Source organism: Dickeya zeae NCPPB 2538 (assembly GCF_000406165.1).
Classification (GTDB): Bacteria; Pseudomonadota; Gammaproteobacteria; order Enterobacterales; family Enterobacteriaceae; genus Dickeya; species Dickeya zeae.
This window is the reverse complement of record NZ_CM001977.1, coordinates 3,483,584-3,507,559: the sequence shown is the minus strand read 5'-3', so window position 1 is coordinate 3,507,559 and position 23,976 is coordinate 3,483,584. Positions and strand designations below refer to the sequence as shown.

The window sequence follows — 23,976 nt, the reverse complement described above, 5'->3', positions numbered from 1 at the left end:
CGAGAGAGAATTTAGCTTGTTCGAGGATTGGATGGCGTGGTGTAGCGATACACGGCGGCATGAAAGGTTAGGACGTTGAAAGACGTCAAAAGAATTTGCCTGGCGGCGAGAGCGCGGTGGTCCCACCTGACCCCATGCCGAACTCAGAAGTGAAACGCCGTAGCGCCGATGGTAGTGTGGGGTCTCCCCATGCGAGAGTAGGGAACTGCCAGGCATCAAATTTTGCGTGCTGATATGGCTCAGTTGGTAGAGCGCACCCTTGGTAAGGGTGAGGTCCCCAGTTCGACTCTGGGTATCAGCACCAGTTGTTTTAAGTTACGTTCGGCAAAATGAATAAAAGAATTTGTCTGGCGGCGAGAGCGCGGTGGTCCCACCTGACCCCATGCCGAACTCAGAAGTGAAACGCCGTAGCGCCGATGGTAGTGTGGGGTCTCCCCATGCGAGAGTAGGGAACTGCCAGACATCACATAAGACAAAAGGCCCGTTCGAAAGAATGGGCCTTTTGTTCATCCACTGCTTGTCACCTATTGTCTGTCATCTGTCATCTGTCATCTGTCATCTGTCATCTGTCGACGATCGTTCCCGAAAACCGGAGCCCTGATCGGTAGATCCTTTTTCTTTGATCCCCATGTATCACGTATTCAGCCCACATCAGCCATTTCGTGTTACCGCGATTAGAAATAGTGCTCACATCCTGTTTCCGGCTTAAATAATTACATGAGCTGATTAGTCTTTGCCTGAATCCTCAAGCCTGTTTTATTGTGTCTGCTATATATAAAAGAATAATTAAATAGCAGACAGAAAGGGTAAATCGTACATGGTGAATACAACAAAGCCACAGGATGGAATAATGGTCAGTAGCACGCGTCAACGCATTTGGGCAATTGTCGGCGCATCCTCGGGTAATTTGGTTGAGTGGTTTGATTTTTACGTCTATTCGTTTTGTTCTCTTTATTTTGCCCATATCTTCTTTCCAACCGGTAATACGACTACGCAGCTGTTACAAACTGCCAGTGTATTTGCTGCCGGATTTTTGATGCGCCCCATCGGCGGTTGGTTGTTTGGCTATATCGCTGATAAATACGGTCGCAAAAAATCGATGCTAATATCGGTGTACATGATGTGTCTGGGATCGCTGGCCATTGCCTGTTTACCCGGTTATGCCACGATTGGGGTGTGGGCACCATTATTACTGCTGATAGCGCGTCTATTTCAGGGACTATCCGTGGGGGGAGAATATGGGACCAGCGCGACTTACATGAGTGAAGTGGCGCTGGAAGGACGTAAAGGTTTTTATGCATCTTTTCAGTATGTCACGCTGATTGGTGGCCAATTGCTGGCGTTACTGGTGGTGGTCGTCCTGCAACACCTACTTTCTGACGTGGAGTTGCGATCCTGGGGATGGCGTATCCCCTTTGCTCTGGGAGCGGCGTTGGCGGTGGTCGCCTTATTTCTGCGTCGTTCACTCAATGAAACATCAAATAGCGAAACCCGTGCACGTAAAGATGCTGGATCGCTGCGCGGGCTGTGGCACAACCGCAAGGCGTTTATCATGGTGCTGGGTTTTACTGCGGGTGGTTCGCTGAGCTTTTATACCTACACGACTTACATGCAGAAATATTTAGTGAATACCGCCGGTATGAATGCCAAGTCGGCTAGTGGGCTGATGACATTGGCGCTGTTTGTCTTCATGTTACTGCAACCGTTGTTCGGCGCACTGTCTGATAAAATCGGCCGCCGTAGTTCTATGTTGTTTTTTGGGGCGCTATCAGCCTTGTTGACGGTACCGATTCTGTCTACTTTGCAGGGTGTGACCAACCCGGTTATCGCCTTCTCGCTGGTTATGCTGGCGTTGGTGATAGTGAGCTTTTATACCTCTATCAGTGGTATTTTGAAGGCGGAAATGTTTCCTCCGGAAGTCAGAGCGCTGGGTGTCGGGTTATCTTACGCTGTAGCGAATGCTCTGTTTGGCGGGTCTGCTGAGTATGTCGCTTTATCGTTGAAGTCGCTGGGGACGGAGGAGTCCTTCTTTTGGTATGTATCGTTAATGGGGGCATTGGCGTTTCTGGTGTCGCTGGGGTTACACCATAAAGGGAAAGGCGAAAAGCTCTCATAGCATCTCATATGCGCCAGCGTCGAGGAAAAGTAGCCGACAGCAGCAATGTTTCCTGCCTTTAGTGAGTCTCAGTCAGACGAGGGCGAATTAGACAGATACATGAAGCGCCATTCCGGGGTGAACGCCCCGGAATGGCGGGAAGGGTTACAGAATTCGGCTAATCAGGCGGTCAATACGGATTCGGCGCAAGCGGCGGATGAGTTTGCGCACTTTTACCGGATATTGTGCAATGCTCTGCAATTGCTGGTAGTGCGTGATGACCTGGGTGTGAGCGCGGATGCATTCCAGCTCCTGTTGACGCTGGTCTTGCAGCACCTGTTCCGGGTCATGAATCAGGATGGCGTTTTCCAAATCTAGCCGCCAGGCACGAGGATTGAGGTTATTGCCCGTCAGTAATTGCCAGTGATCATCTACCCACATGCCTTTAAGGTGGAAACTGTTGTCGCCATCCTTCCACAGGCGAACCACTAACTGGTTGCTGTCGATGTATTTCTGCAAGCGGCTCAGGAAGCGACGCAGGTTGATTTCATACAGGTAAGGCAGGGCACCGATAATCCGAAACGGTTGGTCTTCCGGAATGAAAAAGTCGTTTGCCGTTTTATCGCCAATAATGATCTCAATCTGCTTGCCGTCACGTAGCAGGCGAATAATGTTGCGCACCAGCAGCGCAGGCAAATTGAAATACGGCGTACACATCACCAAACGCTGATCGGTGCAGTACATCAAATGATGGATGGTCTGATTCAGCGGGCTCTGTTTTCCCAGTCCAACCAGCGGTGTGACCGTTAACTGATTGTTATTGTCGCCGACGCCCGGTAGCAGATAGGTGGCTGAACGTAGCGACTGACGGAACTGACGGATATCATTTTTGATATCGATAGTTTTGGGACGAGAAGAGGTGTCCAGACGTTGTACGGCAGGGGACACCAGCAGGTCTTGTACATAACGCGCCATCACATCGGCCAGCACCGGGTTATGAATCAATTGATAGCGGTCATAGCGGTACTTTTCATGCTGATGGAGATAGACATCATTCAGACTGGCACCGCTATAGAGCACGGTGTCATCGATAATAAAGCCTTTCAGGTGTAAGACACCCAATGCTTCACGGGTATTTACCGGGATGCCGTAAATCGGGAAAGCGGCGTCATCGTATCGTTGCGCCATCTCGTAGTACCAATCGGCGTTTGTGCTATCGGCCGCGACGCCGATGCGACCGCGTTGTGCACGGTGCCAGTCGACCAGTACGTTGAGCTCCAGTTCCGGGCATTGACGCTTGGCCTGATAGAGTGCAGACAAAATACCTTCGCCGCCATCATCGTGTTCCAGATACAAAGCCACCACATAGATGCGTTTCCTGGCCTGCAGAATCCGCTCTGTCAGCGTGGTACGGAATGCGGCCGGGCTGTGAAGCGTCTGGACGTCATCGGCAGACTGAGGAATTTTAGGCAATTGTGCAAGGTGTTGTTGATATTTAGTCCGCTTTAATTTTGACAACATCACAGTGCGATTCTTCTCTCATCGTGGGATGACCACATGGTCATGAAATACATGTTAAGGCATAGCCGAATCGGGCGATGATACCACTACTTGGCAGGCGTGTGAGCAAGTTTTACTGCCGGTAGCGAGATCTCAACCACATCTACGCTCGGGGTTATGGCTGCACTGGCGTACCCAGTGGCAGTTCCAGCGTGACAATACCGTCTTCCAGTTGCACGTCAACATTGAAGCCCAGTTTCCTCGCCAGCGAGACCATTCCCTGATTGTTCGGCATCGTAATCCCGCTAAGACGATTAAGTCCGTGGAGGCTGGCGTAGTGGATCAATTTTTCCAACAACTTTCTGCCTAATCCCAGTCCTTTCAGATCAGAACGCACCAGTACCGCGAATTCTGCGCTGATGTTGTCAGGGTCGGCAATGGCGCGTGTGACCCCGATAATTTCCGGCTCACCGGTGATATCAGCCCGGACAGCAATAAACGCCATTTCACGATCGTAGTCAATCTGGGTCATATTGGCTAAATCTTCATGAGTAAATTCATTGATTTCACTGAAATAGCGGTAGTACAGATCTTCACGCGTCACTTTGCCGATAAAATGGGCCAGCAGCGGTTCGTCTTCGGGCAGAATGGGGCGGAACAGGCAGGACGAGCCATCCTTGAGCAAAACGGTTTCCTCCAACTCCTGCGGATACGGACGAATCGATAGGCGCGATTGCGGGTCGCCGCTAAAGGGGGCCAAATGTAAGGTCACATCCAGCAACGTAAACTCCTCGCCGGAAGCCAGCAGTGGGTGAATATCCAGACGCACAATCTCCGGGCAATCCAGAATCAGGTTGGAAACCTGCACCAGTAACCGGCTGAAGGCGGCGATATCTAATGGCTTGAGGGCATTTTGGCTACGGATTTTACCGCTTTTTAATGCCTGAACGATCAGGTAGCGCGCTAGTGCCATGTTCAGCGGCGGCAAGGCTACCGCTGCCTGTGTTTCCCGGTTCCATTCCGTACCACCTTCTCCCAGCATAATGATCGGGCCGAAGATAGCATCCTGTTCGACGGCAATGCGTAACTCCAGTGCGCCGGTACGATTAGCCATGCCCTGCACCAGCAAACCGTGAACGCGTGCCTGCGGGTTGGTATGTCTGACCCGTTCCAGCATGGCCTCCGCCGCCAGTTGTACTTCCTGGGCATTTTGCAGATACAACATAACACCCTGAATTTCCGACTTGTGGGGAATATCTGGCGAGCGCAGTTTAAGCGCTACGGGATAGCCAATTTTTTCCGCGATGTACACCGCCTCGGTGCTATCGCTGGCAATCCAGGTCGGCAGGGTATTCAGGCCGTAGGCCTGCAGAATCGGCTGCACTTCATGGGTATCGAGCCGGGTGGCACCTTCCAGCAATGCCTGACTGATTAACAGGTGCGCTTGTGCGGCATTGGCGGTGAGGTCGGAGGGCAGTGCCGGGGTTTCTTTTAGCTGCTTCTGGTTACGACGGTATTCAACGATATGCATGAATGCCGTGACCGTACCTTCCGGCGTGCGGTAGGTTGGGATCCCAGCCTCGTTGAACAGGCGACGCGCTTCCTGCGAGGAAAACTCACCACACCAGTTGGTCAGCAGCGTAATACGCTTGCCACGTGGGTGTTGCTGCAACAACTGAATCAGGCTTTCTGCACTTTCCGTCCCGGGGGCGGCGGCGCTGGGGGCGTGAATGATCAGCAACGCATCATAATCGTCGCTATCGAGCAGTGCCGACAGCGTGGCCTGATAGCGTTGCGGGGTCGCGTCGTCGCGCAAATCGAGCGGATTGCCGATAGTGACATCGTCAGGTAATACGGCGCGTAACGCCTGTTGTGTCGCTTCACTCAACTTTGCCAGTTTGCCCTGGCGGGCAATCAACTGATCCAGCGCCTGGGCGGCAGGGGATGCGCCGTTGCTGACAATCAGCAAACGCTCGCCACGCAATGGGCGCAGGTGGCTGAGGGTTTCCACTGCCGAAAACAGTTCGTGGGTGTCTTGCACCCGCAGCAGCCCGGCGCGCTGGATTGCGGCGTCATAGGCGGCATCCAGCCCATGCTGGCCGTCATGCAATAGTTGCTGCGCCTGTTGGCTACGACCACTTTTGATCACCAGAATCGGTTTATTGCGAGAAGCACTGCGCGCGGCGGAAAGAAAACGTCGGGCGTCGCTGATGTGCTCCAGATGTAGCAAAATGGCGCTGGTTTTACCGTCACGAGCCAGAAAATCCAACAGGTCATCAACGTCAATGTCCAGACTGTCACCCAGCGCGATAAAGTAAGAGAAGCCAATGCCGCGTTGTTGCGCCCAATCCAGTATGGTGTTGGACACTGCTGCCGATTGAGAGATAAACGCCAGTTTGCCTTTTAAAATCGGCACCGGTGAAAAGCTGGCGTTAAGCCCTTGCCAGGGAGCCAACAGACCGAGGCTATTCGGGCCTAACAGGCGCATTGCGTAGCGGGTGGCGCAGCTTTTCAACTCGGTGAATTGTGATGGCGGCGCGGAAAGCACGATGACGGTTTTACAGCCTCGTTGTCCCAACGCCTCCAGCAGCGATAGATTACGATCAGCGCGTGTGCAGATAACCGCAAGGTCAGGCGTCATTGGCAGGCTGGCGACGTCGCGGTACGCCAGAACGCCACACACTGCCTTGTATTTAGGGGTGACAGGCAGCACCGGCCCGTTGAATCCGCCGTCAAGCAGATTGCGCATCATCAAAAAACCCGCTCGTCCCGGTTTTTCCGACGCCCCGAGCACCGCAATTGAACGGGGCCGCAGCAGTGCTTCTAATCCACGCTGGCTCATCAGTTACTCCTGTTGGAATACACCTGATTGATCTTAAACGTCAGTTGCCGATTTTGCTGTGACAGTAGGTGAAATTTTCTTTTTCGCATGATGCGCTTTGCCTGCCAGATAGTGGCGGCGAAAACGGTCAAAATGTGCCCCCAGCGCGTCGGCGGCCGTGTGGTCACCTGCCTGATGCAGCAAAGCGATGGCGATTTCCGCGGTGCAGTGCTGTCCGGCGCTACTGGCTTCTCGCAGTTGATAACAGGATAACGCGTCCACACTGAGCGACAGGATCGGTAATGAATCGAGGTACGGGCTTTTGCGGAACATTTTGCGCGCTTCCGGCCAGGTGCCGTCGAGCATCACAAACAACGGCGGTTTGTCACTGGCGGGTAACTGATGACAAACCTGGCGTCCTTCTTCGTCGGCGTCAGCCAGAAAGACCAGCCAGGGTTGATAGTCTGGGGTTTGCAACGCCTCGAGTAAGGCGGGGTCAGGTTCGGTGCGAGACCATAAAAAGGCATCCGTTTGTGGCAGAATGTCGGCTATCAGGCGACCGGTATTGCTGGGCTTTAGCGGTTCGGTGTCGAACATGACCAGACAGAAACGGCTGCGAGCGGTGCTGGATGAGAGGGTATCGCACAGGCAATGAATTTCCGGCAGCAGACAGCGCTGGCAGCGCGTCACGCGGCAACCGCGGGCGCGAAATGGGCGCGTGGAGAGAGCAAGGCGTTGCTGGCGCAGACGCAGAACAGCGTTACCGGTCATGATTTTCCGTTAAAAGCGCCATTCTAAACGACCGGGCTGCTGACCTAAAGCCCCGTGTGGCAAACGGGGCAGATTGGTGATGATGATGCGGGTCAGGGCGTACTTAGAGCGATTCGTTAAGCCAGCTCTCAAAAGGGGCTTTAGGCATCGCGCCGTTAAGCATATCGACCATTTTCCCTTGCTTGAAGAGCATGATAGTCGGGATACTGCGGATACGAAAACGGGCACTCAGAGCCGGTTCTGCCTCAGTGTTCACTTTCACAAAGCGGATCTTGTCGGCATTTTCGTCGGCGACGCTTTCAAATACTGGTGCAAAGTTGACGCACGGGCCGCACCAGGGTGCCCAGAAGTCCACCACCACTGGCAAATCGTCCTGTAGTAATTTATCCAGCGTCTTTTCCGTGGCGTTAATCACCTCCCCATTAAACAGGGGATGACCGCAACGACCGCATTTGGCGCTCTGGTTTTCATTAATACGTTCTTCTGGCAGTCGATTCGTGGCGTTGCAGAATGCACATACCGTATTCATAAACGGGCCTCTGATAGAAAAAGGGCTGTAATCAAGTGTATTGTTGATGAAGATGCGTCCATCTGGTGCAAAAGGATCAACAACTGTGATGCGAAAACAGGATAAGTATGGATAGCCTGTGGAACACCAACAAGGCGTTTTACCCAATAGTTACAATAGTTAGTGACTTTTATGATCGGGCTGGTGGCTAACCCGGTGTACATAGGGTAATCTTCGCGCCCAGCGCGTAGGTGGAGAAGATCATGAGCGATACATTGAGTGGAAAGGGCGGCAAGGTCCGTGTCATGTACGTCCGCAGTGAGGACGGGGACGAGAAAAGCAGTAAGCCAAAACGAACATCGGATAAGCGTCGTGGTGACGGGGATAGCCATCGTAGTGATAGCAACCGTGGTGATAGCAACCGTGGCAGCCGTAAAGGGCGTGATGGTGCGCCGCGTGGCGGACGCGATCGAGACAATAAAGATAATAAAGACAGCGCCGGGCGTGGTGGCAAGTGGCGCGGTGAGTCGGCTGGGCGCGAGCGTCCGGTTCGCAGTGAATCGCCAGAATATACCGATTCTCCCTGGAAAACGGTATCACGTGCGCCAGGAGAGACACCGGATCACGGCGGAATTAGTGGTAAAAGTCAGGTCGACCCAGAGCAAATTCGCCGTCAGCGTGCGGAGGAAACTCGGGTTTACGGAGAAAATGCCTGTCAGGCTCTGTTTTTGAGCCGTCCGGAAGCCATTGTGCGTGGCTGGTTTTTGCAGGAAGTCACACCGCGTTTTCGTGAAGCATTGCGTTGGATGGCGGCTAACCGCAAGGCTTACCACGTCGTGGAAGACGAAGAGCTGGCTCGTGCATCCGGTACTGAACATCACGGTGGCGTGTGTTTTCTGATCAAGAAACGCCGTGGTTTGGATGTTACTGCCTACCTGCGTGAAGCCGGTGAAACTGACTGTGTGCTGGCGCTGGAAGATGTGGGTAATCCACATAATCTGGGCGGTATCATGCGCAGCTGCGCACATTTTGGTGTGAAAGGTGTGCTGGTCAATGATGCATCGCAGCTGGAGTCTGGTGCTGCAGTGCGTACCGCAGAAGGCGGTGCTGAGCACGTGAAAGCCATCAACGCTGAGGGTCTGGTTGATGCGCTGGCGCAGTTCCGTGCTGCGGGTTACACCATCGTGACGACGTCCAGCCATAAAGGCACCACTTTGTCGCAAGTCTCGCTGCCCGCGAAGACGGTGATCGTGCTGGGTCAGGAAGGCGATGGCTTGTCAGACAGTGCCTGGCAGCAGGGCGATGTCAAAGTATCGATTGACGGTACCGGCAATGTAGAAAGCCTGAATATCTCGGTGGCTACCGGGATTCTGCTGGCAGAATGGTGGCGGCAGCATCACGGTTAAGTGATGTTCGGTTCGCCGATCGAGTGAATAAAAAAGGTGGCCTGGCCACCTTTTTTATTCCATTGTTATTCCGTTTTTATTCAGTGCTAATACGGTATCCGATCAGTGTGCGCCACCTGCTGAGTGGCTGCCAAATGGGGGTTTGGTAAACCAGACCAGCATGATGAGCGCGACAAACACTCCGGCCGACAGCCAGAAGATTTCGTTGGCGCTAATAATCAGCCCCTGTGCGGTAATCTGCTGGGCCAGATAGCTGGATACCTGCTGTTGGCTCATCCCCATCGCTTCCAACTGTTGGTAGGTTTGCTGTGCCAGCGGATTGTAGGGATTGATCGCTTCCGTCAGTTGTGCGTGATGCAGCGCCTCCCGACGTTCCCACAATGTTGTGGTGATCGATGTGCCGATGGAGCCTGCCAGCGTACGGGCGAAGTTTGACAGGCTGGATGCAGCTGCCATACGTTCCGGCGGCAGACCGGAGAGCGTGATGGTGGTTAACGGCATAAAGAAGCAGGCGACGGCAAATCCTTGTACGAACTGCGGCCAGGCGGAAGCACCGAAATCCATGGCGGGTTCGAAGGTGTAAGCCCGCCAGTAGAAACAGATCGCATACATGATGAAGCTGAACGTCACCAGACGACGCATATCCAGCTTATGCATGAATTTACCGATGATCGGCGAAAGGATGACTGGCATCAGCCCCACGGGGGCGGAAGCCAGCCCGGCCCAGGTAGCGGTATAGCCAAACACCTCTTGCAATAACTGCGGTAACAGCACAATGGCCCCGAAATAGAGCATGAAGGCCAGGCTGGTACACAGGCAACCAAGAGTGAAGTTCCGCATTTTAAACAACGACAGGTCCACCACCGGATGCTCGTCGGTGAGCTCCCACACGATCAGTATCGTTAGCGATACGACAGCAACGACCGTCAACGTCACGATTTCCGTCGAGTTAAACCAGTCCAGCTCTTTTCCGCGGTCCAGCATCATTTGCAGGCTACCGATACCGGCTGCCAGTAAAACCAACCCGACCGTATCAATCGGGCGGATCTCGGTTTTGGTCTCTCGCCCACGCAAGGTTTGCAGGGTAATCAATACGACGATAATGCCCAGCGGTACGTTGATGAAGAAGATCCATCCCCAGTGGTAGTTATCACTGATCCAGCCGCCAAGGATCGGGCCGAAGATCGGGGCGACAACCACCGTCATTGACCACAGGGCCAGAGCGATACCCCGTTTGGCGGGCGGGTAGTTGTTCAGCAACAGGCTTTGGGACAACGGAATAATCGGACCCGCGACCAATCCCTGCAACATACGACAAACGATCAACATTTCGAGGCTGGTGGAGATGCCACACAGCCAGGAGGCTAAGGTAAACAGGGCGGTGGCCCAGACGAACAAGCGCACCTCACCGAATCGCTTTGCCAGCCAACCGGTAATCGGAATGGAAATGGCGTTGGCGACCCCGAAAGATGTGATGACCCAAGTACCCTGTGAGTTCGACGCACCTAAATTCCCGGCGATAGTCGGGATAGCGACGTTGGCAATGGTTGAATCCAGCACCTGCATGAACGTTGCCAGCGACAGGGCGAACGTCATCAGAGCCAGCGTCATGCCCTCAAGCGGTTTTCTTGTCACGCTGCTCTCCTTCTGAGGTTAGCCCGCGTTAGCGCTGATGATCTGATCGATCATCTGGTTGACTGGCGCCAGGTCGAGATCCAGTGCGTCACTCTGGTAGGCCGGTGTTGTACGGCTCGCGTCGGAAAGCACTCTACCATCGGTATTCGCGGTATCCACGTTCACCAACATCGACAAACCAATGCGCAGCGGATTATCGGCCAGCTGTTTCGGGTCTAACTCGATCCGGACCGGCAAACGCTGTACGACTTTGATCCAGTTACCGGTGGCGTTCTGGGCAGGCAGCAGCGAGAACGCACTACCGGTCCCCATATCCAGACCAACCACCTTACCTTTGTACACCACGTTATCACCGTAAAGATCACTGGTGACGGTTGCAGGCTGGCCGATGCGCATATTGGCCAACTGGGTTTCCTTAAAGTTCGCGTCAACCCACAGCGGCGCTGCCGGTACGACGGCCATCAGAGACGATGACGGGGTAATGCGAGCACCCAACTGGACGCTGCGACGAGAAACATAGCCATCAACAGGGCTGACGATATGGGTACGTTTCAGCGCCAGCCAGGCGTTACGCAGGTCGGTCGCGGCTTGTGCGATAGCCGGTTGCTGCTCCAACGGCGTGTTGAGTACCAGCGCCTGAGCGGCGGCATATTGCTGTTTAGTGGCTTCCAGCGAGGCCTTGGCGCTGGCGACCTGATCGCGGGCATGTTGCAAATCTTCCCGTCCGATAGCATTTGCCCGTCCCAGTGCTTCACGGCGGTTCAAGTCGCTGATGGCTTGATCCAGCGTGATCTGTTGCAGCTCGATATTGGCTTTATACTGACGAACGTTGATCATCTGCTGATGAACCTGACGCACGCTGTTTGCCAGCGTGGTCTGCGCGCGCTCAAAGGCCTGCTCAGAATCGGTTGGGTCAAGTTCAATCAGGACGTCACCTTTTTTAACGAAGTCGGTGTTGTCGACGTTGACGCGGGTAACGCTGCCGTTGACCTGCGACATTATTTGAACCTGGTTGCCGGCGACATAGGCGTCATCGGTTTCCTGATGGTGCCGCAATACCAGATACCAATAAGCGAACCACACACAGCCAATAAAGAAAAACAGAATCATCAGCAGGGTGAGAATTCCTTTACGCGTTTTTCTGGGCTTTGATGGCACGGTGGGTGGACTTTGCTTTTCCACGTTGGCACTCATAATTCTCTCCTAGTTAAATTTCTTTTTTTCGGCCTTTCATGGCCTTTGATTGCCGTTCATGGCGGTATTAGTGCGATGGCGATTTTTTTTGGAACGTACGACACCATCTGCAAACCCGAGGGTTTGCATAGCAACGATGATGATGGTCTCTGTCAGGAATAGCGACGGGGCTTAAAAACCGTCCTGCTCCATTTCGTCAAGACGCAGTAACAACTTACGCATCAGCACTTCCAACTGCTCTCTCTCACTGTCTTCAAGGGCAGAACAGAGCGTATGCAGGCTGCGGTGCTGAGGTGGCAGCAATTCGTCCAGAAAGGCTTTACCTTTCTCGGTCATGTACAGGTACAGGCACCGGCGATCACTGTCGCTTTCGCGGCGTTCGATCCAGCCGCGTTTTTCCAGTTCATCTGCGATGCGGGTGGCGTTGGTGCGCGAAGAGCCTAACGCCGCGCTCAACTCAGAAGGCTGGATACAGTAGTTTTCCTGCGATTCCAGCGTAATCAGCGCCATGAACAGGGTCTCGTTGATGTCCTGCTCTTTCAGCATGTGATTGCGGTGTTCCAGTATTTTAGTTTGCATGTGCAGAAACAAACGCAGCAGCAAGACCTCCCGGTAAGGGAAATCAGGGCGGCGTGATGCTCTCATACGCAGCATGTCTTCGATTGGAGCGAACGAACTTTCCATAGATGTCAACCTCATTAATCACGACCTGCATAGTAACGAATGTTACTAATTAGGTAAATGCGAGAGACTTGTCGATTAGTGCTTATTTTATCACTGCTCGAACGGTATGCAGGTGAGGCGGTCTGTCGCCGCCTGATTTTTGCTGATAATGGGCACGATGTTAGCCAGTGATACTCAGGCTATTGTCTGAACCCATTTAAATACGGCGCCATAGCATAGCGCACCCAGCAGTGTCGACAGCACGATACTGCGGGTTTTATAAAAACAAAGGGTAAGCAGGGCAAACCCTACCAGTGTCGGCAACTGTCTTTCCGGGTACTGCATGATATCCGGCAGGGTGGAAACCACCAGCAGGGAGCAAATAGAGGCAATACCGATACTGTCGAGCAGCAGGGCGGTTTTGCCTCGCCGCAAATGACCGGGAGTCCGGCCTGCCCCCAGCCGTAACGGCAGGTACCGGAATAGGAAATTAACGGTTCCCACCAGTAGACCAATCAATAATACTGATGTATTCATGGCGTCTCTTCTTTTGATTGTGCTGGTTGGTACAGTGATGCCAGACATCCACCGACAATACCGGCCAGAATGGCGGCGGGAATAGACGATATCAGTAACCCCAGGCTGGCACCGCCTAGTGCGGTGGCGACCACCAGACTCTGGCGACGCCTGAACGACGCAAGCAGGAAGCTCAAAAACAGCGCTGGTAGCATGAAGGATAATGCTGCCTCAACCGCAGGGTATCCGTTTAGCGGGCCATTGCCGAAGAGGGCGCCGAGTACAGTTCCGGCGACCCACGACAACCAGGCATTTATTGCTACACCCAGCATCCAGGATTCACTCCAACGCCGGTTATCCCGTGACAGTCGTACCGTGGCGGCGGCAAACACTTCATCGGTGAGCCCAAAGGCCCACCAGACGGTTTTGCCGGTGGGGAGACGTTGTCTGATGCGGTGGCGCAATGACGGACCGTACAAGACGTGGCGCACGTCCATTGCCATGACGGTAAGAGCCGCAACCCAGATAGACGCACCCGCACTCAGCAGCGCAGTGATGACAAACTGGCTGGCACCCGCGTAGATAATGCAGGAAAGGAAAATGGCTTCCAGCGGCGTGAAGCCCAGTTTGACGGCGTTCAGACCAAACGCGAATGCGACCGGCACGTAACCGATGACAATCGGCAGGCTGTCGAACAGGCCTCTGGCAAACGAGGCCTCGGGGACTGTGCGTTCAGGCGTGTGCTCATCAGTCACGGTATTCACAGTATTGAGGTTATCCACGGGTTGAAAACATAGACTCATTAAAAAATAACATCATTGGCGTAAACCAGTGCCAGCAATGGTGTTCATCACCCAAATAATATTGGCCATCACACGAAGACATGGCCATCAACGTGCCGCCGTGCGGTAATCTTTAGTCTGCTTCCGGTAACGATAATTCGTGATGATGGTTGCGCCACCACACCAGTAACCCCAGCAAACTCAACAGCCCTCCGGCACTCGACACACCTAGCCAGCCGAAATGCTGGTAGGCGTAGGCAGAGATCAGCGAACCGAGCGCACCGCCAATAAAATAGCTGGTCATGTACCCGGCGGTGAGACGGTTGCGTGCCTCCGGGTGCATACGGTAAATCACGCTCTGATTGGTGACATGGGTTCCCTGTGCCGCCATATCCAGTAACACGATGCCGATGAGCAATGGCACCACGGCAGTGACGCCTGCGGCAATTGGCAGCCATGACAACACCAGCAGCAACCAGCCGACGGTGGTGGTGAGTTTGGCTTTGCCTTTATCAACCAGTCGACCTGCCCGACTGGCGGATAGCGCACCCGCAGCGCCAGCCAGGCCAAAAAGGCCGATCACGCCTTCGCTATAGTGATAAGGCGCGGCTGCCAGCAGAAACGCCATGGATGTCCACATGATGCTGAAGTTGGAAAATGAAATCGCCCCCAGTATCGCGCGGGTGCGCAGTACACGGGAACGGCCGAAGAGCTGGAAGATGGATGCCAGCAATTGCAGGTAATTCAGATCGGTGGAGGAGTGATACTGCGGCAGTGAACGCCACATCAATAACGCCATTCCCGTCATTAACGCGCTGGCGACCCAATATACCGTACGCCAGTCCCCCAGCGAAGCCAGTGCGCCTGCCAGTGTTCTTGCGAGCAGGATCCCCAGCAACAGGCCGCTCATGATAGTCCCAACGACCTTACCCCGGTTTTCCGGTGAGGCAAGCGTCGCGGCCAGCGGCACCAGAATTTGCGCCACTACCGAAAACAGCCCGGTGATAGCGGTACCCGCCACCATCAGCCATAGCGACGGTGCAGAAGCGGTTATCAGCATGCCGCCTGCAGCCAGCAGTGTCATGATGACAATTAAGCTGCGGCGTTCGAATCGGTCACCCAACGGCACCAGAAACATCAGGCCGCAGGCATAGCCCAGTTGGGCGGCGGTCACAATAAAACCGGCCTGATTGACCGATAAACTAAACGCATGGGCGATAGCATCCAGCAACGGTTGGGCGTAATAGTTGCTGGCGACCGCCAGGCCGGTGGCAGCGGACATTAATAACGTCATTGCCGGACTCAGGCCGACGGGCTTGGTAGAAGATACAGACATGAGGCGTGTTAACTTGATGTTGCATTAAGTGATGGTTCAGTATTGAACAGTCACATCTGAGAATCCAGCAATTTGTCTTATAAATTTCTTTGAAAATAATAAGGTGTTTTATCAGCCTTTCCTGAAAGGTCCGATGATGTTTGGCTACCGGTAAAAACGAAAGACGGCAGGATGACGGGTGGGGAAAGAGGAACGCACTCTGGTATGGCGGTGGGTGAAAAAACAGAGGATACCGGGGCGGGTATCCTCTGTGCACTCAGCGGGGGGCTTACAGCGGGATAGCTTATTGTGCGGCAGCGCGGGCAGTATTAATCCAACCGTCAAACTGTGCCTGATGAGCGTTAATCCAGCCGTTGACGTGGCGCTCGATATCTTTCTGAGAGGCTTCACCCTGATGCATTCGCAGGTTTTGGGCGTTAATGTCGGCCAGTGGTAACGTCATGATGGCGAACAGTTTTGCCGCCGCCGGGTTTTTTTGCGCCCACGACTTATTGGCGACAATGCGCATATTATTGACGGGGAAGCCATAATTCGCGCCGTTAGGCAGTTTGGTATCGGTATCTTTTTGTTTGCCCGGCAACGATGAGAACGGTACCTGCAACCAGACAACGTCGCGCCCCGGCACCAGTACGTCACTCACCCAATATGGCGTCCAGGTGAAATACAGAATCGGTTTACCCTGTTTGTAGCGAGCGATGGTGTCGGCGATCAGCGCCGCATAGTTGCCCTGATTGTGATTGACGGTACTACTCAGTCCATAGGCTTGAATCTGGTGATTAATCACACTTTCGCAGCCCCAACCGGGGTTACAGCCGGTCAGATCCGCTTTGCCGTCGCCATTGGTGTCGAACAGTGTGGCCAGTTTCGGATCTTTTAGCTGATCAAGACGAGTAATGTGGTACTGGTCGGCGGTTTTTTTATCGATCAGATACCCTTGCGCGGCACCTGCAACATAGGTTCCCTGACGATAGAAGGCGGTATCGCCCCCGGCGGCCTGATACATATCGTCGTGCAGCGGTTGCCAGTTGACGGCGGTAAAGGTGGCGTCGCCATTGGCGATCGAGGTGTAGCCGACGTTGTAATCCACTTCACTGGGTTTATCGACGGTATAGCCCAGTTTTTCCAGCGCTTTACTGACCAACAGTGTCTGGAAGGTTTCTTCAGAGATGGTGCTTTGCACCGGTTTAACGGTGATGCCTTTGCCGGGAAGGTTATCGGCGGCAAACAGGCTGGTACTGAGTACCGTCGTCACGGCAAGCGTTGCCATGCCGGTGACGAAGCGACGTGTACGCATACGGATGGTCCTCATGTGGATAGTCTTCATGTGGATAGTCCTCATGTTGTCATTCAATACAGGGTCTGGTGCGCGCGGGCGCTGATAGCCGTGTGTGCGGCGGGACGATGCCAGCCGCAGTGTCAGACGCTATCGTCCGAGTGGGGTCAGGCCCGAGGGGCGATGAAGGGGCGAAGCAATAGCCCCAGCGGCCCACGGTGGGACCAGTGGCGGTTGCCACGACTGCGGGCATCCTGCCCCAGTGATTGGGTCAGCCGGTCCAGAATGATGGCCAGTATCACGATGCCGACTCCGCCGATGGACGCCAGCCCCATGTCGAGACGGCCAATGCCGCGCAGTACCATCTGTCCCAGCCCACCGACAGCGATCATCGATGCGATCACCACCATAGAGAGCGCCAGCATCAGTGTCTGATTGATACCCGCCATGATGGTGGGCATCGCCAGCGGCAACTGGACCTTAAACAGCATTTGGCGCGGGCTGGCGCCGAAAGATTGCGCGGCTTCAACCAAATCAGCCGGTACCTGGCGGATACCGAGCAGGGTCAGACGGACGATCGGCGGCAAAGCGAAAATAATGGTGACCACGACGCCCGGCACATTACCGATGCCAAACAGCATCACGATGGGTACCAGATAGACAAACGCCGGTGTGGTCTGCATCGCATCCAGCAGGGGCCGTACAATACGAGCCGCTCTGTCGCTGTTCGCCAGCCAGATACCCAGTGGTAACCCGATGATGATGCAGAAGAACAACGCGGTCAGTACCAGCGCCAGCGTTACCATCGCTTGAGACCAGGCGCCAATAGCGCCGATGGCGATGAGCGACAACAGTGTCGCCACGCCCATGCCGAAACTGGCGATCTGCCAGGCGAGCAGTGAGAACACCAGAATGGCGATGGGGGCGGGCACACTGGTCAGCAGTTGCTGAAAACCGGTCAGGATGACATCCACCGGTACCCGGATCCCCTGAAACAGCGGGCGAAAATGCAGTACCAGCCAGTCGATGCCTTCTGTCACCCAGCGATCGAGCGGGATCCAGGCATGCTGGAACGGGTCCATCAGGCTAACATGCTCCTGCGCCGGAGCGGGGGTGTTGAGCCAGTCGCCTCCATTCTGGTGTACATCGCTGGCAGCTGGCGGCGGTGCTGTGTTCCAGGGATCTGCGTTGGTGTCCGGTGCAGGGGGATTACCTGCTGATGACGCGTCTGTCGGCGAGGATGCCGCCGCCCACGGGTCTGCAGGGGCCGGGTGGCCCGAGGTATGTGGCGTGGCCGTATTGACCACCGCATCGGGTGTTTGGGTTTCGTCCATCGAATCGTGTGTGGTATCAGTCATTGAGCGTGCTCTCCTTATCCAGTGCCTGCAACAACATCCCTTTAGAGATAATGCCGAGGTATTCATGGTGTTCACCCACAACCGGTACTGCACAGGGGGCTTGTGCCACCTGAGATATCAGCTCATTGAGCGGCATATCCGCCGGAACCGGTACTGGCGCCGACAGCAAGGCCTGCTCCAGTGACAACTGCTCACGCAGTGCCTGCTTGAGTGAATCAATGGAGACTACGCCGATAAATTTGCGGCCCCGCTCCAACACATAGCCATACTCACGATCCTCCTCTTGCAGGATCTTCAGCGCTGAGCGCGGGCCGACACCCGGCGTCTTACGGATGATCGTTACCGGACGACGGCGCGCGATATCTTTGGCGCTGAATACCTGACTGATATCCACACCGCGAAAGAAGGTGCGTACGTAGTCGTTCGCCGGGTTATTGAGGATTTCATCCGGCGTGCCAACCTGAATCACTTCGCCGCTGTGCATGATGGCAATGCGATCGCCGATGCGCATCGCTTCGTCCAAATCGTGTGAGATAAACACGATAGTGCGTTGCTGACGGGCCTGTAGCTTAATCAGCTCATCTTGCATCTCGGTACGGATCAACGGGTCGAGGGCGGAAAACGCTTCGTCCATCAACAGGATATCGGGGTCATTCGCTAATGCTCGGGCCAGACCGACGCGTTGGCGCATCCCGCCGGAGAGTTCGTCCGGATAGGCATTGGCGTATGCCTCCAGACCGACCTGTTGCAGGGCGTTATGCGCTTTTTGCTCGCGCTCCTCACGTGGAACCCCGGCGAGATCCAGGCCGAATGCGGTATTGTCGAGAATATTCAGATGTGGCATCAGTGCGAACGACTGAAACACCATGCTGAGTTTCTTGCGACGTACCGCACGCAACGCGCTATCCGGCAGGCGGGAAATATCCTCGCCATCGATCAGCACCTGGCCACGAGTGGGTTCAATCAGGCGATTGAGAAGGCGTACCAGAGTGGATTTACCGGAGCCGGATAATCCCATGATCACAAAAATCTCGCCTTCTTCAATGGCCAGACTGGCGTCTTTTACGCCAACCGTCAGACCGGTTTTCTCAAATATCTGGTCCTTTTTCATCCCTTGTTCCAGTAACTTGAATGCCCGGTTGGGATGCTCACCAAATATTTTATACAGATGTTTTATTTCAATTTTAATTGCCATGTAATTCAGGGTTTCCTGTGTGGTTTGATTTTTCTATTTCTGCCTCATGATGAACAAAACTTTTTATACCCTAACCAGAAATGGATGTTGTGACAACCCTTTGGTTATATGCTGTGTGATGTGATTGTTCATGGTGTCGATATTTTATTGTGAATGAGGGACTGATTTTTTAGGCTTTTTTGTCTTACTTTTCTGTCCTTTTGGTAATTACTTTATCATTTTAATTCAACGTATTGATTGTCTTGGTTGTTTGTTTTTGCTGGCCATTTTGTAAGGCGAGGTTTTATGTTTATAACAATGAATTTTGTAAGGTTTTTAAGTCGATAAAATGTGTTGATTTAATCATGTATTCATATTTGGCGAGTGATGTTAATGATGGGAAATAGATTATCGTTATAGTGTGTTACCCCCTGATGAGAGAGGGTGGGAGGAGGGTGAATTGTCCGAATATTGATAGCCCTCAACGTTGAAATAATAGTGGGTGAAACGATGGGTTATTTTGCGGGAATAATCGGATGATTCTGATTATTCATGAAAGAAATAAGTCACCGGCGATGCGTGTTTCCGCCAGTCAAATTGCGTCAGCCAGATAGCACCTACTGCCGGGGAGTAGGTGCTACCTATATAAAAATAGCTATCAAAAGAGAGGTCAAATCACCGTCTGACTTCTGGCCTGTTGTAGCAGATGCAGCGTAATGTTGCGCACCTCCGCTTTGCTATCAGCAATATGCTGCGTAAGGTGCTGACAGGCCTGGTCTGTATCCTGAATGAAGATAGCTTGCAGGATGGCGGCATGCTCCTGATACGTTGCCTGAATCCGGTCCTGACGGGTGAAATCCAGCCGACGAATAATACGGATTTTCTCCGTAACATCACGGTGGACACGCGCCATTTCACGGTTGCCGACGGCAGCGACTAAGGCCAGGTGAAAGGCTTCATCCTGCTGTGAAACCTGCTTGCCGTCTTCCTGTTGTGGTTCGTCTATCCAGTACTGGCGCAGAGGCTGGAGCAGTGTGGTGCAGGTGTCTGGCGGTAGTGCGCACAGCCGTTGTACCGCTTCGCGTTCCAGTACGATGCGCAGGTCATACAACTCTTCGAAGTACGCGAAGTCGAACGGCTTAACCTGCCAGCCACTGCGGTAGTAAACACGCACAAACCCTTCGGTTTCCAGCCGAAACAATGCCTGACGGATCGGTGTACGGCTGACTGACAGGCGTTCAGCCAGTTCGTGTTCCGTAAAGCGATCTCCCGGAAGTAACCGGAAATCGAAGATATCCTGTTTCAGCTGTAAATAAACCTGCTCTGCTAATACCAATGGCTTACCTTGGCGACGCGTTGTCGGTGTGTCGGGTGCGGCGAATTGCATAAGGTTTCCTCCCAACGTCAGGTCGACGAACGCTGAGCGATAAAGGCACGCCAGCCGCCGAAGGCGGTAATGTCCTCGGCACCGTCCAGTGCTGCTGGTTCACAGATGAACCCCTTGACCTGGCGTCCGTCTGCCAGTGTCAGCGTGCCGATACCGAGCGGTGGCGGGATCTCGGCAACGAATTCACCGAAACGCGCCAGCGGAATATCCCACAGTTCTACCGCAATGGGTTGCCCTTGCCCGGTATTGACCAGCCCCGGTTTAGGGGGATGGGTATTCGCCAGTGCGTACAGGCGGTAGTCAGCGCTGGTGACGGTCTCTTCCACTTTGACGGCATCGCGGGTAGTCAATTGAAAATTAAGCGGCATCCCCGTTAAGTGAGCGCCCACTACAGCCAACCGTACATGGTGGGGCGATGGCACCTGTGGTGCAGACAGTGGCGGCAGAGGTTGACCGGTGGCACCCAACGGCAGCGCCGTGGCAGATTGCCAGCGCTGACCAAACGCCGCCAACGCCGCGTCATGCCAGGCCGGTGCTATCAGCGTAATACCGGCGGGCAGGCCGTCTTCACGAAACGGTGCCGGTAATGCCAGTCCACACAAATCCGCCAGATTGGTGAAGTTGGTGTAGAAGCCGAACTGTGAGTTGTAGAGCACGGGTTGCTGTTTCATCTCTTCTTGCGTGCGAATGGTGGGCGTGGTGGGGACCACCAGTGCATCAAACCCGTTCAGCGTGCCTGCTATCTGTCGCGCCAGTTCCGCACGCAGGTATTCTGCGGCAAACACCTCACCAGCACGGTAGTCGGAACCTTTAGCGATAATACCGCGTACCACCGGGTCCATGGCTTCTGGCTGCTCATGCAGTAACGCGCCAACGGCCACGGTACGTTCTGCCACCCATGGCCCTTCATAGAGCTGGCGCGCCAGTTGTGTGAACGGGGTGAAGTTCACCGGCTCCAGTGTCGCGCCCATCGCCTGCAAACCGGATAGCGCTTGTTGAAACGCGAGCTCCGCTTGCTGGTCGCCAAAAAACTCCAGTGGATGCGGTACTGCCAGTCGTAACCGTGCGGAGACATTCGCTGGCGTGGTGCGTGGGTGGTGGCGCGAATACGCGTCACCCTCGTCATAACCGCCCGCCAGTGTGGTAACCAGCCAGGCATCCTGCACGGATAATGCAAACACTGACACACAATCGTTCAGGCGGCAGGCAGGGACGACCCCACACGTTGACAGCCAGCCTTTGGTGGGTTTCAGCCCGACGATATTATTGAAACCGGCGGGAACGCGGCCGGAACCTGCGGTGTCGGTACCCAGCGCGAACGGTACCAGCCCGCGCGCAACCACCGAGGCGGAACCGGAACTGGAGCCACCGCTGACATACTCTGGCTTGATGCTGTTAGGCACCGCGCCAAACGGTGAGCGGGTGCCCACCAACCCGGTGGCGAACTGGTCAAGGTTGGTTTTGCCAACCACGATCGCACCGGCGGCCTTCAGGCGTGCTACCACGGTGGCGTCCTGTGTGGCGGTGTAGGTAAACGCCGGGCAGGCCGCGCTGGTGGGCCAGCCTGCAACATCGATATTGTCTTTGACCGCAAACGGAACGCCATACAACGGCAAGTGTTTCGCGTCGGGTCGGCTGAGTAGGTCGGTGATTTGCTCGCGGACGTTGGCTTCGTTTGGCAGATAAATCCACGCCGGGTCTTCGGCGCGCAGTGAGCGCCAGACAGCCAGCAGCGTTTCAGTCACCTCGTCAGAAGCGAGCTGGTAGTGATGTTGCCACTGGGGGAGAGTCAGGCCGATATAAGGGGTGTGTGATGTCATCAATGCATTCCAGTTTGTATACAAGATAGAATGCAACATTCAAACCTTATGCCAATCTTTTAATTGTCTGTTTCCTTTGGGTTTATTGCTAAAGGGAGGGGCAGATCTCTGTGTAAAACGCACCGTCATGGCACAACCGAATGCAAGGCGAGGACGAAAATGGGGCAATACGGCAGGATAAAACACCGGATCGCAATATTCACGGCGATCCGGTGGTGGGGGATTATTCTTTACCCAGTACTAAACCTGACAGGCTGGCGGCCGCTGGCGTACGGGCTTTTTCCCGGCGAGCCAGATAACGGTAGCTGCCTGCGCCTAAGCCAACACCGATAAACCAACTGAAATTGGCAACCTCATGCCAGGCGGGTACAAAACTGATCACCAGCCCGATTGCGACCGATGGCAGCAGCGCCAGCACCGCATTGGGGTTAATGCCGTTACGGTACCAGTAGCGGCCGTTCGGGGTATCGTTGAACAGCGCGTCGACATCGATCTTGCCGCCTTTGATCAGGTAAAAGTCAGCCAGCAGAATGCCGAACAACGGACCGATAAATGCCCCCAGCACGTCGAGCGTGTAGTGGATTAGCTCCGGTGAATTGAACAGGTTCCACGGTGTCAGCAGCACTGAACCGACGGCGGCAATCATTCCACCGGTGCGGAAACTGATGCGTTGCGGTGCACAGTTGGAGAAATCGAACGCCGGGGAAACGAAGTTGGCGACAATATTGATACCGATGGTCGCGACAATCATGGTCAGCAGGCCCAACGCGACCGCCACACTGTTGCCGACGCGGCTAACGGTTTCGATTGGGTCGGTGATCATTTGACCGAACAGGGACTGGGTACCGGAGACAATCACCACTGTGACGATGGAGAACAGCAGGAAGTTGAACGGCAGCCCCCAGCGGTTACCGCGGTGGATTTCCTGCATGCTTTTAGCGTAGCGGGAAAAGTCACCAAAGTTCAGCAGCGGACCGGAGAAATAGGACACCACCAGTGCGGTCGCGGTGATCATCTGCCAGATCTGCTCGCCGCCGCTGAGCGATTTGCTGCTCAGGGTGAAAGAGATATTCTCCAGCCCGGTTTTGTATACAATCCACCCGGCCAGTGCCAGCATGACCACGTAAACCGCCGGACCGGCGACATCGATAAAGCGCTTGATGGCGCTCATGCCGTGCCAGAACACCATGGCCTGCAACAGCCACATCACACCAAAGCACAGCCAGCCCAGTGTCGACAGGCCCAGCCAGTGACTGGCGGTCAGCGAGGTAAGAGAAGGGGCGAATTTCAGCAACACCAGCATCAACGCATTGGCCGCCAGATACGTCTGGATGCCGTACCAGGCGAAGGCGATCAATCCACGGATGACCGCTGGAATGTTGGCACCGAACACCCCGAAGGACTGACGACAAATCACCGCATAGGGCACGCCACTGAGCTGACTGGGTTTAGCCACTAAATTGGCACACAACTGCACGATGCAAATACCGGCCAGCAAGCACAGCAGCACCTGCCAACTGGCCAGGCCCAGTGTAAAGAAGCTGGCCGCGACCACGTAGCCGCCCATACTGTGAACATCCGACATCCAGAAGGAAAAAATATTGTACCAGGACCAGTTCTGCTCGCGTGTCGGCGCCAGGTCTTCGTTGCACAGTCTCGGGCTGTAGTGTGCCGGAGCGCTTCCGGCGGGCGTCATATTTTCTGGCATGGAATCTGCTCCTTTTTTGATGACGATGA

At 54.5% G+C, this 23,976-nt stretch carries 18 protein-coding genes, 1 tRNA gene and 2 rRNA genes; 5 read left to right on the top strand and 16 right to left on the bottom strand.

All coding sequences use genetic code 11. The annotated features are described in order from the left end of the window. Nucleotides 1-98 precede the first annotated feature (98 nt). The 4 genes from rrf (DZE2538_RS15450) (at nt 99) to DZE2538_RS15435 (ending at nt 2,116) form a co-directional block, all read left to right on the top strand. A 5S ribosomal RNA gene (rrf, locus tag DZE2538_RS15450) occupies nt 99-214 on the top strand. A gap of 14 nt (nt 215-228) precedes the next feature. Continuing rightward, nucleotides 229-304: transfer RNA gene (locus DZE2538_RS15445), tRNA-Thr, on the top strand. 42 nt (nt 305-346) lie between these two features. Next, nucleotides 347-462, top strand: a 5S ribosomal RNA gene (gene rrf, locus DZE2538_RS15440). A 355-nt stretch (nt 463-817) separates the two neighbouring features. After that, nucleotides 818-2,116 (top strand): MFS family transporter, encoded by a 1,299-nt coding sequence (locus DZE2538_RS15435; protein WP_038916730.1) that lies wholly within the window; start codon nt 818-820, stop codon nt 2,114-2,116. Between the two features lie 144 nt (nt 2,117-2,260). On the opposite strand, the gene pssA is transcribed toward DZE2538_RS15435, so the two are convergent. The 4 genes from pssA to trxC form a co-directional block, all read right to left on the bottom strand. After that, nucleotides 2,261-3,568 (bottom strand): CDP-diacylglycerol--serine O-phosphatidyltransferase, encoded by a 1,308-nt coding sequence (gene pssA, locus DZE2538_RS15430; RefSeq protein WP_413783132.1) that lies wholly within the window; start codon nt 3,566-3,568, stop codon nt 2,261-2,263. Between the two features lie 202 nt (nt 3,569-3,770). Beyond that, nucleotides 3,771-6,437 carry a bifunctional acetate--CoA ligase family protein/GNAT family N-acetyltransferase gene (locus DZE2538_RS15425; protein ID WP_038916728.1) on the bottom strand — a complete coding sequence of 889 codons (2,667 nt, stop codon included), beginning with the start codon at nt 6,435-6,437 and terminating at the stop codon, nt 3,771-3,773. A gap of 33 nt (nt 6,438-6,470) precedes the next feature. Next, the gene (locus DZE2538_RS15420; protein ID WP_038916727.1) at nt 6,471-7,187 is read right to left on the bottom strand and encodes a tRNA-uridine aminocarboxypropyltransferase; all 717 of its coding nucleotides are present in this window, start codon (nt 7,185-7,187) and stop codon (nt 6,471-6,473) included. A 103-nt stretch (nt 7,188-7,290) separates the two neighbouring features. Beyond that, a complete protein-coding gene (gene trxC, locus DZE2538_RS15415) occupies nt 7,291-7,716 on the bottom strand; it encodes a thioredoxin TrxC (protein WP_012885927.1) in 426 nt (141 codons plus the stop codon). A 242-nt stretch (nt 7,717-7,958) separates the two neighbouring features. Here trxC and DZE2538_RS15410 point away from each other — a divergent pair, with 242 nt between their 5' ends. Beyond that, nucleotides 7,959-9,101 carry a tRNA/rRNA methyltransferase gene (locus DZE2538_RS15410; RefSeq protein WP_038916726.1) on the top strand — a complete coding sequence of 381 codons (1,143 nt, stop codon included), beginning with the start codon at nt 7,959-7,961 and terminating at the stop codon, nt 9,099-9,101. Between the two features lie 102 nt (nt 9,102-9,203). Here the strand turns inward: DZE2538_RS15410 and emrB are convergent, their stop codons facing one another. The 12 genes from emrB to DZE2538_RS15350 form a co-directional block, all read right to left on the bottom strand. Continuing rightward, nucleotides 9,204-10,736 carry a multidrug efflux MFS transporter permease subunit EmrB gene (emrB, locus tag DZE2538_RS15405; RefSeq protein ID WP_038916725.1) on the bottom strand — a complete coding sequence of 511 codons (1,533 nt, stop codon included), beginning with the start codon at nt 10,734-10,736 and terminating at the stop codon, nt 9,204-9,206. 18 nt (nt 10,737-10,754) lie between these two features. Beyond that, complete coding sequence (emrA, locus tag DZE2538_RS15400) at nt 10,755-11,930, bottom strand: multidrug efflux MFS transporter periplasmic adaptor subunit EmrA (protein ID WP_019845219.1); 1,176 nt, start codon at nt 11,928-11,930, stop codon at nt 10,755-10,757. 171 nt (nt 11,931-12,101) lie between these two features. Continuing rightward, nucleotides 12,102-12,614 carry a transcriptional repressor MprA gene (mprA, locus tag DZE2538_RS15395; RefSeq protein ID WP_019845220.1) on the bottom strand — a complete coding sequence of 171 codons (513 nt, stop codon included), beginning with the start codon at nt 12,612-12,614 and terminating at the stop codon, nt 12,102-12,104. Nucleotides 12,615-12,788: 174 nt separating this feature from the next. After that, nucleotides 12,789-13,130: an L-valine transporter subunit YgaH gene (gene ygaH, locus DZE2538_RS15390; RefSeq protein ID WP_038916724.1), complete on the bottom strand. Its 342-nt coding sequence runs from the start codon at nt 13,128-13,130 to the stop codon at nt 12,789-12,791. Further along, nucleotides 13,127-13,912, bottom strand: a complete 786-nt coding sequence (locus DZE2538_RS15385) for an AzlC family ABC transporter permease (RefSeq protein ID WP_226068657.1) — start codon at nt 13,910-13,912, stop codon at nt 13,127-13,129. The genes ygaH and DZE2538_RS15385 overlap by 4 nt, the downstream gene beginning before the upstream one ends. Before the next feature lie 112 nt (nt 13,913-14,024). Next, entirely contained in the window at nt 14,025-15,227 is a 1,203-nt protein-coding gene (locus DZE2538_RS15380; protein WP_038916723.1) for an MFS transporter, read from the bottom strand. Between the two features lie 283 nt (nt 15,228-15,510). Then, complete coding sequence (proX, locus tag DZE2538_RS15375; RefSeq protein ID WP_038916722.1) at nt 15,511-16,521, bottom strand: glycine betaine/L-proline ABC transporter substrate-binding protein ProX; 1,011 nt, start codon at nt 16,519-16,521, stop codon at nt 15,511-15,513. 146 nt (nt 16,522-16,667) lie between these two features. Further along, a complete protein-coding gene (gene proW / locus DZE2538_RS15370) occupies nt 16,668-17,858 on the bottom strand; it encodes a glycine betaine/L-proline ABC transporter permease ProW (RefSeq protein ID WP_038916721.1) in 1,191 nt (396 codons plus the stop codon). Further along, the gene (gene proV, locus DZE2538_RS15365) at nt 17,851-19,053 is read right to left on the bottom strand and encodes a glycine betaine/L-proline ABC transporter ATP-binding protein ProV (RefSeq protein ID WP_019845226.1); all 1,203 of its coding nucleotides are present in this window, start codon (nt 19,051-19,053) and stop codon (nt 17,851-17,853) included. The genes proW and proV overlap by 8 nt, the downstream gene beginning before the upstream one ends. Nucleotides 19,054-19,702: 649 nt before the next feature. Continuing rightward, complete coding sequence (locus DZE2538_RS15360) at nt 19,703-20,419, bottom strand: GntR family transcriptional regulator (RefSeq protein ID WP_038916720.1); 717 nt, start codon at nt 20,417-20,419, stop codon at nt 19,703-19,705. A gap of 17 nt (nt 20,420-20,436) precedes the next feature. Continuing rightward, entirely contained in the window at nt 20,437-22,239 is a 1,803-nt protein-coding gene (atzF, locus tag DZE2538_RS15355; protein ID WP_038917203.1) for an allophanate hydrolase, read from the bottom strand. A 223-nt stretch (nt 22,240-22,462) separates the two neighbouring features. Next, nucleotides 22,463-23,947 (bottom strand): NCS1 family nucleobase:cation symporter-1, encoded by a 1,485-nt coding sequence (locus DZE2538_RS15350; RefSeq protein ID WP_012885914.1) that lies wholly within the window; start codon nt 23,945-23,947, stop codon nt 22,463-22,465. Between the last annotated feature and the right edge of the window lie 29 nt (nt 23,948-23,976).

Coding starts and splice junctions, on each gene's coding strand:
- mprA (WP_019845220.1), bottom strand. CDS start 12,614: ATGGAAAGTTCGTTCGCTCCAATCGAAGACATGCTGCGTATGAGAGCA.
- proW (WP_038916721.1), bottom strand. CDS start 17,858: ATGACTGATACCACACACGATTCGATGGACGAAACCCAAACACCCGAT.
- DZE2538_RS15380 (WP_038916723.1), bottom strand. CDS start 15,227: ATGTCTGTATCTTCTACCAAGCCCGTCGGCCTGAGTCCGGCAATGACG.
- DZE2538_RS15410 (WP_038916726.1), top strand. CDS start 7,959: ATGAGCGATACATTGAGTGGAAAGGGCGGCAAGGTCCGTGTCATGTAC.
- DZE2538_RS15360 (WP_038916720.1), bottom strand. CDS start 20,419: ATGCAATTCGCCGCACCCGACACACCGACAACGCGTCGCCAAGGTAAG.
- emrA (WP_019845219.1), bottom strand. CDS start 11,930: ATGAGTGCCAACGTGGAAAAGCAAAGTCCACCCACCGTGCCATCAAAG.
- proX (WP_038916722.1), bottom strand. CDS start 16,521: ATGCGTACACGTCGCTTCGTCACCGGCATGGCAACGCTTGCCGTGACG.
- atzF (WP_038917203.1), bottom strand. CDS start 22,239: ATGACATCACACACCCCTTATATCGGCCTGACTCTCCCCCAGTGGCAA.
- DZE2538_RS15425 (WP_038916728.1), bottom strand. CDS start 6,437: ATGAGCCAGCGTGGATTAGAAGCACTGCTGCGGCCCCGTTCAATTGCG.
- DZE2538_RS15435 (WP_038916730.1), top strand. CDS start 818: ATGGTGAATACAACAAAGCCACAGGATGGAATAATGGTCAGTAGCACG.
- trxC (WP_012885927.1), bottom strand. CDS start 7,716: ATGAATACGGTATGTGCATTCTGCAACGCCACGAATCGACTGCCAGAA.
- ygaH (WP_038916724.1), bottom strand. CDS start 13,130: ATGAATACATCAGTATTATTGATTGGTCTACTGGTGGGAACCGTTAAT.
- DZE2538_RS15350 (WP_012885914.1), bottom strand. CDS start 23,947: ATGCCAGAAAATATGACGCCCGCCGGAAGCGCTCCGGCACACTACAGC.
- DZE2538_RS15385 (WP_226068657.1), bottom strand. CDS start 13,912: ATGAGTCTATGTTTTCAACCCGTGGATAACCTCAATACTGTGAATACC.
- DZE2538_RS15420 (WP_038916727.1), bottom strand. CDS start 7,187: ATGACCGGTAACGCTGTTCTGCGTCTGCGCCAGCAACGCCTTGCTCTC.
- proV (WP_019845226.1), bottom strand. CDS start 19,053: ATGGCAATTAAAATTGAAATAAAACATCTGTATAAAATATTTGGTGAG.